Below are 12,317 nucleotides of genomic sequence, written 5' to 3'. Positions count from 1 at the left end.
CTGTTAAAATTGAAGAACTAAAGTAAAGGAGAATATTGATTTGGAAAATATTGGCAAAATTCCCTTGAAAGATGAATGGCGTAATCGCTGGATGATCATTAAAGAATTTATTCAGCATCCGATTAGGGAAATCTCGTTTTTGCAAGACAAATTTATGGTATCTGAACTTTATACTAATATAGCCAAACGAGATCCTAATCTTCATGATCCCAATATTCCCCAATGGCTAAATTTCGGCTATTGGCAAGCAGAAACCACTTATAATGGTGCTTGCACCGCTTTAGCTCGTAAATTAGGAGAAATAGCCGAACTTCAAGCTGGAGATCAAGTTTTAGATGTCGGGTTTGGTTTTGCTGAACAAGATTTACTCTGGGTGCGGGAAAATCAGGTCGATTCAATTATTGGACTAAATACAACGGAGCTACAAGTAGAAATTGCTCAAGCAAGAGTCGCTAAAATGGGATTAGCTGATCGGATAAATCTTCAGGTGGGCTCGGCCACAAAAATCCCTTTTCCCGAGAACTCTTTTGATAAAGTTACGGCCTTAGAATGTGCTTTTCATTTTGATACCCGGGAGGATTTTTTTGCGGAGGCATTTCGAGTGTTGCGCCCGGGTGGAAAGCTGGCTTTAGCAGATTGTTTGCCTAGAGAGGGACGAGAAATTAACTTTTGGCTGAAGCTTAATAGTAAAAAAATGTGCATTCCTTTCGTCAATCAATATGATCGGCATACTTATGTAGAAAAACTGAAAAAACATGGATTTGTTAATATCCAAGCTATCCCCATTAGCGAATATGTTTGGCCAGCAATGGTTCATTATTTTGCCCAAGTTAGTCAGGGAATCAGCAAACATGATTTAGTTATTGATCTGCAAAAAGATAACCCAGGAATTGAGGTTTGGTCAAGAAATAGGGGGTGGTTTATGGCATTTGACGATTATCTTTTATTTTCTGGAGAAAAACCCCATTAATTAGATTAAATCAGCTATGACCAATCACTATCTCAGTACAAGAAAAAAAACAGACAAATTCCCCTGAGATTACTATAGCAATCCTATTTGAGTTGTGGAGTTGACAGCCGCCCCGGCGTGAACGCACGGGGATTCCATCTATATAAATGAGATTGAAACCCGGGCACAGCCAGGAACCCATGTTACAACCTATTTAGGATTGCTATATTTATTAAATCTCAAAAAAAATATGAAACTATTTAATCAGCAAGTTTTTCGTTATCAAAAATCAGAATCATTCAGGCTGATTGTGATTAATATTTGTTTGGGAATTGCTTACCTTCTGGGAGTAAAATTTAGCATCAATGTTACATCTGTACATGGTTCTTCTGCGATTTGGTTGCCGGCGGGTATGGTTTTAGCTGCTGTCATTTTATTCGGTTCAAAAGTATTTCCAGCAATTGCTTTTGGTTCAATAGTAGGATTAATTGATAACCATAGTTCCATAAAATCATTTACGAGTTTGATTTTGATTAATGTTGCTTGTATTTTAGCCAATTATTTACAACCTTTATTTATTACATTACTACTCAAAAAATATACTAACATTAAAAATTTATTTAATAGTATTAATGGAGTAATTACTTTTTTTATTTTATCCTGCCTTTTAGTTCCCATATTGCCTCCCCTTCTGATCGTTAATACTGCTGTTTATATCGGGTTCTATTCAGCCGAAACTTACTGGAATTCTTTCTTTACAATGTGGGCCTCCAGTGCCTTGGGTCATGTAATTTTTACTCCCCTATTTTTAATTCCTACTATTCGTCCTGTCCCGGGAGCCAATAAACTGCCCCCGAAAATTAAATTATCAATAATCGGCTTGGTGAGCATCGGTACAATTGTGGTTTTATGGATAACTTTTATCAAAAATATTTCTGTTGAATATATTTTCTTGCTGTTACTTATTTTAACTGTATTTACTTTGGGTAAAAAGTTTTCGATTGTGATGGTAGCCATCGTTTCCTCTGTGAGTATTATTGCCACTGCCCTAGGATTTGGCCCGTTTGTTAAAGCATCACCGAATCAATCTTTATTTTTAGTTCAATTATTTATTGGGGTTTTTGCGGTCACTTCTCTGATTTTATCCGCCATAATTGATGAAAAGCAAAAAGCCACCAACAAATTAGAGTTAACTCTGGCTAATTTAGAAGATACAGTCAAAGAACGAACATTACAACTGGAAAAAGCCAAGGAAAAAGCGGAAGTTGCCAATCAAGCTAAAAGTATCTTTATTGCGAATATGAGTCATGAATTGCGATCGCCTTTGAATGCGATTTTAGGGTTCTCTCAAATCATGCTTAGGACGCCGAATCTTCCCCTAGAACATTTGGAAAATGCTGGGATTATCTATCGCAGTGGGGAGTATCTCCTAACCATGATTAATAATATTCTGGATTTCTCCAAAATAGAAGCGGGAAAAACCACATTAAATCTTACCCATTTTGATTTATATCAGTTGTTAGATGATTTAGAAGATATGTTGCATCTGAGATCGGCGAATGCGGGATTAAATTTAATTTTTGAGCGAGATCCATCGGTTCCTCAATATATTTATAGCGATCAGGTTAAGCTCCGTCAAGTTTTAATTAATTTACTCAGTAATGGGATTAAATTTACCCCCGAGGGTGGGGTGACTTTAATGGTGCTTCGACGAGAAACCCCAGACACCGATAGCGCCCTATTGGAGTTTCACGTTCGGGACACTGGGGTGGGAATTTCTCCCCAAGAATTGCCAAAACTCTTTCAGGTATTTACTCAAGCTCAAGCGGGAAAAGAATCCCAAGAAGGGACGGGTTTAGGATTAGCCATTAGTCAGAAATTTGTCCAATTAATGGGGGGAGAAATTCAAGTTGAAAGCCAATTGCATCAAGGGACAACCTTTAGATTCCAAATTCGAGTCCAACGGGGTCAAAATTCCCAGGATAAGCCAACGGAAGCCAAGCGGATTGTATTGGGTTTAGTCAAAGGTCAACCGACCTACAAATTGCTAACGGTTGATGACAAAGAAGTGAATCGAAAATTATTAATTAAACTTTTACAACCCCTAGGATTTGAGGTAAAAGAAGCCAGAAATGGACTAGAAGCGATCGCAATTTGGAACCAGTGGGAACCCCATTTAATTTGGATGGATATGCGAATGCCGGTCATGGATGGCTATGAAGCGATAAAATATATTAAATCCACAACAAAAGGCAATGCAACCGCCGTAATTGCCCTAACTGCCAGTGTTTTAGAGGAGGAAAAAGCTATTGTGCTATCGGCTGGATGTGATGATTTTATTAGAAAACCCTTTACGGAGCATAATATTTTTGAGACACTTACCAAACATTTAGGTGTAAGATATATTTATTCAGAAACAAAACCCTCTGTGTCAGATATTAACCTGGATAGTGCCTTGACATCTCAACAATTGACCTGTATGCCTAAGGAGTGGATAGTTGAGCTCTATCAAGCTACTCTTGAAGCGAACACGGGTCTAGTTATGCAACTAATCACACAAATTCCTCATATAGAAACTCATTTGATACAATCCCTTACACAACTTGTGCGTAAGTTTGAATTTGAACAGATTATTAAATTAATTGAACCCCTCGTTAGTCATGAATCCTGATTTAGTCGCAGAGAACAAAGGGAATATTCTTCTGGTTGATGATCTGCCAGAGAATTTACAATTACTCAGTGATTTATTAATTAAACTTGGCTATACAGTTCGCAGTGTCACCAGTGGTAGAATGGCACTCAAAACCGTTAAAGTTAAGCAACCTGATGTTATTTTTTTGGACATTAAAATGCCAGAAATGGACGGTTATCAGGTCTGTCAAGCCCTAAAAGCCGATGAAAATTTATCCCAGATTCCAATTATTTTTATTAGTGCTTTAAATGATGTTTTTGATAAAGTTAAGGCGTTTCAGTCCGGTGGGATTGACTATATTACTAAACCGTTTCAAGTGGAAGAAGTTGTCGCCCGTCTGGAAAGTCAGTTAACCATTCAACGACAACAAAGACTTCTGGAACAGGAAATTATTAAACGTAGAGATGCCGAGGAAGTGTTATACCAATCCCGGGCACTGTTATCGAGTATATTGAATGGTTCCCTCGATGGCATTGCGGCTTTACAGGCTTTACGGGAACCGGAAACCGGGGAAATCAAGGATTTTAGGTGTTTAGTGGTTAACCCGATCTTAGCGAGGGTTTTTGACCGCACCCGGGAGGATATGATGGGGAAAGTTATCCTCAGAAGACTCCTAAATCGCATTCAACCGGAACTGTTTTATCGTTTTGTTAAAGTCGTTGAAACTGGGGAATCCTTAGAACAGGATATTTACTATCCCGTTGGGGACTCCTACTGGTATCATTTTGTGGCGGTCAAGTTAGGGGATGGTTTTGCGATTACTATTCGTGATATTACCGCCCGCAAAAAAACTGAACTCGCCCTTCAAGAAGCCAATCAGAAATTAAAAGAACTTGCTAATCTCGATAGTTTAACTCAGATCGCTAATCGTCGCTGTTTTGATGCTTGTCTGCAAAGGGAATGGGAGGTCTTAGCCCAACAACAACGACCCCTGACCTTGATTATGTTTGATCTCGACGGGTTTAAGCCCTATAACGACCACTACGGTCATCTGGCGGGGGATGATTGCCTTGTCCAGATTTCTCAAGCAGTATATCAATGTACTCGCCACCAGGATTTGCGCCGCCCCATTGACCTGGTGGCCCGTTATGGGGGAGAGGAATTTATCGTCCTCCTATCGGGGAAGGATTTAGCCACAGGAATTCAAGTTGCAGAACGAATTCAGCAGGCGATTTACCGTTTAAAAATTCCCCATGAATACTCCAATGTTAGGGAAATTGTGACCGTCAGTTTGGGTATTGCTTCGGTTATCCCCAGTTTGGAAGTTCAGCCCAATTACTTAATTGAACTGGCTGATCAAGCGTTATATAATGCTAAACAACAGGGACGCGATCGCTATTGTATTAGTAGTAGTTGTCATCAGAAACAGGGAATAGGGAATGGGTAATTGGGATTTATTTGATTAATTTATCTTGCAGTTTGGTTTTGTGGATAATTGACAATTGAGCATGAATAACAGATAATAAATAGTAAATAATTAAGAATATTACTATGCTTGCTAAGTTGACTACTGAAAATCAGCTTACTCTACCTAAAAGTATAACTCAAGCCATCGGGGAGGCTGAATATTTTGAAGTTAAGGTAGAAGGTGGACAAATTATTTTGACTCCGGTAAAAATTCAGGGGGCTGATGCTGTACGGGCTAAATTGGCGACTTTGAATCTGAATCAACAGGATATTAATGATGCTGTCGAGTGGGCGCGTCAGTGATGATTGAGTGTCCACGAGTGGTAATTGATACAAATTTAGTTTTGTCAGCCTTAGTATTTGGGGGAAAATTATCCAGATTGCGCCTTGCGTGGCAGGATAATCGCTTTATTCCTTTAGCGTCTCAAGTTACGATTGCGGAGTTAGTTAGGGTACTGACTTACCCAAAGTTTAAACTCACAAACTCGGAGCAGGAAGATTTATTGTCAGACTATTTGCCGTTTTGTGACACTGTGTTGATGCCCGATACTTTGCCTGTAGTTCCTGAATGTCGAGATCCGTTTGATATCCCTTTTTTGCTGTTAGCTGTTGTTGGTGAAGCTGATTATTTGGTGACAGGTGATAATGATTTAATCTGCCTTACAGATAATTTTTCTTGTCCGATTTTAACAGTTGATAATTTTTTAGCGATCATCAATTATCAATGACTTTAATTTTGCTTGTTAAAACATCATTGTTTTGCTATTTCATAAGTTTCTAAAAACTATTCCCTATCCCCGATAAAGTTTCTCAAAAACATCATACATTTCTCGCGCTAATTTTTTAGGATTCCATAATGGAGCTAAGGAATTTGGGTTTTGAGATTGAATCAAATGGGATTTAATTTGATGGCGTAAATTGATATCTAAACCTAATTTAATCCCTAATTGTGTATATTCTTCCCAAGTCCAAGCCGTACCAATATCGAGATTAACGGCTTTTAAAAACGAGTAACCCATGCGGGATAAATACTGTTCCCCAGCCCGAGTAATAATTGGTAAATTAGCCGATAGAGCCTCTAAATTATGGGTTCCTCCATTATAGGGATAGGAGTCTAATAGGGCATCCGCTACATAATAAATCGCTCGATGTTCTTCTTCGGTTTTGGTTAACCCAATAAAAATCACTCGACCTTGATCAACATTCTGTTCAACACAAACTTGGTGATAGAGTTCTTGAATTAATTTATTATCCCCTTGACCTTTCCTGATTAATACACTATTGGGAACTCCTAGGAGAATTTTAACCTGAGCTTCAATCATTTTCAGGTTGGTTTTTCGTCCAGGTGCTACACATAAATAAACCATTTGATCCGGCTGAATATTTAAACCATTTCTCACAGCATTTCTATCTACTGGACGGCTTTTAAAAGGTTCTAAAGCGACGGAAGTATGGGGTAAATGGATTAACTTTTCTAAATAATGTTTTTCAATCCCTTGGGGATGGCTATATTGATCGCAGAAGAAATAGTTATCCGGTGAAATATATGGCGCATCAAACCCTAACCAAGACACACAAACCGGGGCGGGTCTACGATAGAATATCTGGACATTAGTGGGCACGGTCATGGAGTCCAAATCTACTAAAATATCTAACCGATCTTTGAGAATTTCTGCGGTTAATTCTTCCGGCGAACCAAACCCATTAGGAAAGGATTTTGGCCAGTAAAATTTTGCCGCTATTTGTTCAAATCTTCGGGTGACTTCATCCACAGGTAACTGTCCGGTTACATAAATATAAATATAGGGGGAAATTAGGGACAATTCTCGGATTAAGGTTTCACTACACCAGCCCACAGAATGCCGTCGGAAGTGTTTAGAAATCAAGCCAATTCTCAGGGGTTTTGAACTCGTTTTTTCGAGAATGGTGGCATACTGGGGCGAGGGGACACCACTGAAGCGATGTTTAGTATATTGTTGGGCAATTAAGCGATATAATTTGGCATTGGCTTCTAAATCATCCCGCAGGTGAGAAACCGTAAATAACAGAATTTCATAGAGAATAATCACTTCTGAAATCTCTAATTTATCGGGATCTTGATAACAGATCTTTTCTAATTCTATGAGTTTTTCTAGCGCCTGTTGACAAGCCCCCGATTGACTATAGGCAAAAATATAGGCAATTGCTGACAAAACCGGAACTTGATCCCCGCATTTTTGACAATATAAATCCGACATTTCTCGAGCTTTTGCTAAATTGGTAGAGTGGCTGAGTAAATCACACAATTGTTGATAGGCTTCGACAAAATCCGGTTTAAGTTCAATCGCTTTTTCTAAATTAATTAGGGCTTCTGAGGGTTGATCATGTTTGCGAATATGGGCTAATCGACAATGAAGTTCCGCCCAATCCGGTTGCAAGGCTAAGGCTTGTTCAAAGTTTTGAATTGCGGCTTCTACTTCACCAATTTTAGCATAAAGGTTAGCAAGATTAGCATAACTATCGATAGAATCGGGTTTAAGTTTGATCGATTGTTGATAGTGATAAATTGCCTTTTCAGAATCATTTTTATGAAAGAAAATATGACCGAGATAGAGATGGGGCTGGGGTAAATCGGGTTTAAGTTCGATGGCTTTTTGATAATATTGAATCGCCTCTTGTTCTTGTCCTTGCTGCGATCGCACACTCGCTAGGTTAGTATAGACTTCTGCCCACTGAGGTTTTAAAGCGATCGCCCGTTGATAATTTTTAACCGCTTCATCCCAAAGACTACGACGGGCTAAACTATTGCCAAATTCAAAGTTAAATTCGGCTTCAACTAAATTCGGTTGTAATTCTAAGGCTTTTTGCCAAGCGGAAATAGATTCATCAACCCGACCTACAGTTTGAAAAACTTTGCCTAAATTCCAGTAAACCGCCGCCAAATTGGGATTAATCTCTAAGGCTTTTTGATAACTCAAAATTGCCTGTTCCCACCGTTGTAGTTTAAACAACATGGTTCCCACATTTGCATGAATTTCTGCAAAATTGGGTCGCAGTTCTAAGGCTTGAAAATAAGCTCGTAATGCTGCTTCTATTTTACCTTGGAATTGCAGAATATTGCCCAGGGTTAAATAGGCGGGTAAATAATCCGGTTGTAATTTCAAGGCTTGATGACAAGCGACAAGGGCTTGCTCATACAACCCTTGACTCATGAGAATTTCAGCTTGTTGTTTGTATTGTTGAACCTCTAGGTTTTCACTATCTTTTTCCGGGGGATTATCAACTAAAAACTGTTGATTTCCAGACGCAACTAAAGCCGTTTCAATATTGGATTCAGATCGAGATTTGAATTCGGTTTCTAGTCCAGCACTTGCCAGTTCTACTCCTCCTTCATGAAATCCTTGATTCTCGCCTTTAACCTCGCCCGCCTCTTGAAATTGTAATTGCAGCAGTCGGTTTAGTTCCTGATGGGTAAAGGCTCGTTGAGGATTAAGTTGAATGGCTTTTTTATAACAATCAATTGCGGGATTAAGTTGATTTATTTTAACCAAATTTTCAGCTAATTTTAAATAAAATATTTCTTTATCTGGTTGTAAATTTATAGCTTTTTGATAATAATTAATTGCGGGTTCTATTTTCCCCTGCTTTGTGAGTAAGTTTCCCTTCATCCAATGAATTAATCCTTGATTGGGATCGATTTTTAGTGCTATTTGATAACAAGAAAATGCCTCATCTAAACGTTCTTTAATAAAATAAATACTACCCAAATTAGCATGGGCTTCTGTAAAATTAGGTTGTATTTCCAGAGCTTGGGTATAGGCCCAAATTGCTAAATCTAACCGAGATTGAATATAGAGAGCATTGCCCACCACCAAATACGCAGAAGCCAAATCCGGTTGTAAATTCAGGGCTTGATGTAAATAGTTAATTCCGTCTTCTTCCTTGCCGATTAAAATATAAACTTCCGCCAGTCTTTTATAAACTTCTGCGTCTTGGGCATTAATCGCTAAAGCCTGCCCAAAGGTATGAATTGCAGCCTCTAAATTCCCTAATTCTTTAAGTTGAATTCCTTGTTTTAATAGGGAAGAAACGGAATCTAAACTCACAATTTACTCTCCAATCACGAATCAAATGCCCACGTTAATCAGTATACCAATCAGTCGGTTAGTGTTGACAACTTCTTTGTGTTCGTTGTGTCTTTGTGGTTAAATTAGACTTGACTGCAATCTAAAACAACCCTTTATTCAGGATAAATTAAAATGAGCCAACAAGATCCCGTAACATTAATGAAACAGTATGTGGGCAAAGCCGCCGCCGATCGAGTACAATCAGGAACGATTGTTGGACTCGGAACCGGTTCCACCACAGCCTATGCGATTCAGTATATTGGAGAACGGCTCCAAAGTGGAGAACTCAAAGATATTAAAGGGATTCCGACCTCGTTTCAAGCCACAGTATTAGCCAAACAATATGGCATTCCATTAACCACATTAGATGAAGTGGATCACATCGATATTGCCATTGATGGTGCTGATGAAGTTGATCCGCACAAGAATTTAATTAAAGGGGGTGGAGCCGCCCATACCCGGGAGAAAATTGTTGATAGTTTGGCAGAAGTTTTTATTGTGGTTGTTGATAATTCTAAACTGGTTGAGCGACTCGGATCAACTTTTTTATTACCCGTGGAAGTGATTCCCATGGCGATGACTCCAGTAATGAAAGCCCTGGAAAAATTAGGGGGAAAACCGACCCTAAGAATGGGAGTTAAAAAAGCCGGGCCAGTGGTGACAGATGAAGGAAATTTGGTGATTGATGTCAAATTTGATGTCCTGGAAAATCCCGCCGAATTAGAAAAAGAAATCAACAATATTCCCGGGGTTTTAGATAATGGTTTATTTGTCGGGGTTGCTGATATCATTCTTGTGGGTGAAGTGATTGACGGACAAGCAAAAGTTCGAGAAATTTTATAACCTTAAATAACCTCGTTACTCTCGTTCCCTGGCTCTCCAGGGGACGAACTTTAAGAGCCTCTATTTGGGTTAAAAGTAGGTAGAATCTAGCAACAATAAAAATCATATATTTTAGCCATCCAACCTGCCAATTTCTATGCCATCTATTCCAGTTGCTACAGTCAAACCTGGATATACTCCCCAGTCAGAAGACACCAGCATTGATGCAGATGTGCTGCTGTTTCAACTGTTGCGAGAACTTACACCCCAACAGAAAGCTCAACGAGTTCGCCACTTCAATCAATCGACTCGAAAACTAATATTAATTGGCATTAAAAATCAGTATCCTAATAGTTGTTTGTCTTGGGTTCGTCAGGAATTAATTAGAAGGCGTTTAGGTCAAGAATTGATTACAATTTTAGGGTTAAAAATAATAGAATTTGAGATAGAGGAGAAATGGATGATTTTAGATCCCCTAGAATTAGCCTATCGAATAGCTGCGCTGTTTGAAACTTTAAATATTCCCTATTTGGTGGGGGGTTCTGTGGCGAGTTCTCTTTTAGGAGAAAGCCGTTCAACACAAGACCTAGATTTAGTGATTAGTATTTCACTGTCGCAAGCACCGCAACTTATTCAAGCATTGACAGAAGATTTTTATATTAGTGAATCTGCTGTTATAGAGGCTATTAATCTGAGAAGATCATTTAATATTATTCATTTAAAATCAATGGAAAAAGTCGATATTTTTGTAATTGGAGATGATGGTTTTTCTCGTTCTAAAATGAGTCGTCGTCAAATTTATAGGATTGATGATTCCGAAACCGGAATTTATATCTATTCATCTGAGGATATTATTCTACAAAAGTTGTCTTGGTATAAACTTTCGGCTACAGAGTCTCAAAAACAGTGGAGAGATGTCTTAGGGGTTTTAAAAGTCCAAGGAGAACGTCTTGATTTTAACTATCTGAATCAATGGGCTGAAATCCTTAAACTCCAACCTCTTTTAGAGTCGGCTTTACAACAAGCTGGGTTACAGGAATAATTGTGAACGAAATCGTTAAGTTTAACTGATGCTCAAACCCGGAGGATGGTGAACACTTTTCTTCCGGTGTTGTCTTTTCCCTACTATCACTATTCCGGGATAATTTCCGTCACCACCGGGGTTCCCGTATTTCCTCCACTGACAACAATTGTATCATTTTCAAACCGTCCCACGGCTTTTTCTCCCATCAAACTAAACGGGGGATCAATTTGACGATAAACCACGTTTCCTTCGGCGGAAAAAGACTGTTCAACAATAGACCAATTCACTGCATTAGCATTGAGTTGGGCTTGACGTTTTTGACCAATTCCGACTACATTTCCGGTTAAATAAAAGATATTATTTTTCAAATCTCCCCACCCTTGATTAGCGGTTAAAGTGACTTGCTGATCTCGTTCAATAATGGTAATAAACTGGGGAGAACTAATACTTTGTTTATCGTAATTCCATTGTAATTCCTGACTAGAAATTTGTAAAGGCGGTTGAGATAAAGCAATTTGGGCATTCTTTTTCAGAACACCAGTTTTGGTTTTTAAATTCATTTCGGCGGTTTCCGCCACCCCCCGGTCTGTAATAGTTTGATTTTGATAGCGTTCAATCTCGGTTTTCATATTACTGGTTAAAAGTTGCGGTTCCAATAACCAAATAATATGATCACTTTTTAACTTAACAACCGGATCTTTTGCGCTCACAGTGGCTTTATCCCAAAATTCTACTCGTTTTTGGCGATAAAATACCTGAACTTCCCGAGCCACCGCTTGGAATTGAGCATGATCTCCGGTGACTCCATTTCGCACTACAATAATATATTGCTGCACAATCCATTCTAACTCTTTTCCCTTCAAAACTAGACCCGTATTTGGATCGGTAGCCACAATATTATTGCGTAAAAAAATACGTTTGCTATTCTGCTCAAATTCCCCTTGATCAGCCCTAATTTTATAGAGTAATTTTCCTCCATCATATAACTCACCCACGGGATTTTTCACCGTTGCCATTTTCCTGTCTTTACTATAACTAACCTGCTTGGCTTTAATTTTCCATAACAATTTTCCCTGCTCATCTGCCTGTTCTAAGGTGACATCATCTAAGGTTAAAGTGCGTTCAAATTCTTCAGAAGGCTTAGATTTAGAATCCGTTGAGGTCTGTTCAATATTTTTTGGGGCGCAAGCAGAAATTCCGACTAAAATAATCACCCAAACCAGTAAAAGCCGCATCTAATTTTAATAATTTAGGAATTCAGAAATTCAGAAACTTAGGAGTAAAAACCAGCCTAAGCCGGCTTTTACTCCGTTTGTT

General features: G+C 38.7%; 9 protein-coding genes. 7 read left to right on the top strand and 2 right to left on the bottom strand.

Annotated elements, in window-relative coordinates:
* The first annotated feature begins 40 nt into the window (after positions 1-40).
* The 5 genes from PL11201_RS25165 to PL11201_RS25145 all read left to right on the top strand — a co-directional run bounded on the left by PL11201_RS25165 (position 41) and on the right by PL11201_RS25145 (position 5,776).
* On the top strand, positions 41-970 hold the full coding sequence (locus tag PL11201_RS25165; RefSeq protein ID WP_079681558.1) for a class I SAM-dependent methyltransferase: 930 nt from the start codon (positions 41-43) through the stop codon (positions 968-970).
* Between the two features lie 229 nt (positions 971-1,199).
* The gene (locus PL11201_RS27245; RefSeq protein WP_079681557.1) at positions 1,200-3,620 is read left to right on the top strand and encodes an ATP-binding protein; all 2,421 of its coding nucleotides are present in this window, start codon (positions 1,200-1,202) and stop codon (positions 3,618-3,620) included.
* Positions 3,610-5,028, top strand: coding sequence for a diguanylate cyclase domain-containing protein (locus PL11201_RS25155; protein WP_079681556.1), 1,419 nt, complete (start codon positions 3,610-3,612; stop codon positions 5,026-5,028). The genes PL11201_RS27245 and PL11201_RS25155 overlap by 11 nt, the downstream gene beginning before the upstream one ends.
* A 104-nt stretch (positions 5,029-5,132) precedes the next feature.
* Positions 5,133-5,351, top strand: a complete 219-nt coding sequence (locus PL11201_RS25150) for an AbrB/MazE/SpoVT family DNA-binding domain-containing protein (protein WP_079681555.1) — start codon at positions 5,133-5,135, stop codon at positions 5,349-5,351.
* Entirely contained in the window at positions 5,351-5,776 is a 426-nt protein-coding gene (locus PL11201_RS25145) for a putative toxin-antitoxin system toxin component, PIN family (RefSeq protein ID WP_079681554.1), read from the top strand. Before PL11201_RS25150 ends, PL11201_RS25145 begins: the two co-directional genes overlap by 1 nt.
* A 63-nt stretch (positions 5,777-5,839) precedes the next feature.
* Here PL11201_RS25145 and PL11201_RS25140 read toward each other — a convergent pair whose 3' ends face one another.
* A complete protein-coding gene (locus tag PL11201_RS25140) occupies positions 5,840-9,133 on the bottom strand; it encodes a tetratricopeptide repeat protein (protein WP_079681553.1) in 3,294 nt (1,097 codons plus the stop codon).
* A 153-nt stretch (positions 9,134-9,286) separates the two neighbouring features.
* Between PL11201_RS25140 and rpiA the strand changes: the two genes are divergently transcribed.
* Entirely contained in the window at positions 9,287-9,997 is a 711-nt protein-coding gene (rpiA, locus tag PL11201_RS25135) for a ribose-5-phosphate isomerase RpiA (RefSeq protein ID WP_079681552.1), read from the top strand.
* A 136-nt stretch (positions 9,998-10,133) separates the two neighbouring features.
* A complete protein-coding gene (locus PL11201_RS25130) occupies positions 10,134-11,018 on the top strand; it encodes a hypothetical protein (protein ID WP_079681551.1) in 885 nt (294 codons plus the stop codon).
* A gap of 89 nt (positions 11,019-11,107) precedes the next feature.
* Here the strand turns inward: PL11201_RS25130 and lptC are convergent, their stop codons facing one another.
* On the bottom strand, positions 11,108-12,235 hold the full coding sequence (gene lptC / locus PL11201_RS25125; RefSeq protein WP_079681550.1) for an LPS export ABC transporter periplasmic protein LptC: 1,128 nt from the start codon (positions 12,233-12,235) through the stop codon (positions 11,108-11,110).
* Between the last annotated feature and the right edge of the window lie 82 nt (positions 12,236-12,317).

This window comes from Planktothrix sp. PCC 11201, assembly GCF_900009135.1.
Classification (GTDB): domain Bacteria; phylum Cyanobacteriota; class Cyanobacteriia; order Cyanobacteriales; family Microcoleaceae; genus Planktothrix.
Note: the sequence above shows the minus strand (reverse complement) of the source record. Positions and strands in the feature narration are given on the sequence as shown.

Coding starts and splice junctions, on each gene's coding strand:
- PL11201_RS27245 (WP_079681557.1), top strand. CDS start 1,200: ATGAAACTATTTAATCAGCAAGTTTTTCGTTATCAAAAATCAGAATCA.
- PL11201_RS25155 (WP_079681556.1), top strand. CDS start 3,610: ATGAATCCTGATTTAGTCGCAGAGAACAAAGGGAATATTCTTCTGGTT.
- PL11201_RS25150 (WP_079681555.1), top strand. CDS start 5,133: ATGCTTGCTAAGTTGACTACTGAAAATCAGCTTACTCTACCTAAAAGT.
- PL11201_RS25145 (WP_079681554.1), top strand. CDS start 5,351: ATGATTGAGTGTCCACGAGTGGTAATTGATACAAATTTAGTTTTGTCA.
- rpiA (WP_079681552.1), top strand. CDS start 9,287: ATGAGCCAACAAGATCCCGTAACATTAATGAAACAGTATGTGGGCAAA.
- PL11201_RS25130 (WP_079681551.1), top strand. CDS start 10,134: ATGCCATCTATTCCAGTTGCTACAGTCAAACCTGGATATACTCCCCAG.
- lptC (WP_079681550.1), bottom strand. CDS start 12,235: ATGCGGCTTTTACTGGTTTGGGTGATTATTTTAGTCGGAATTTCTGCT.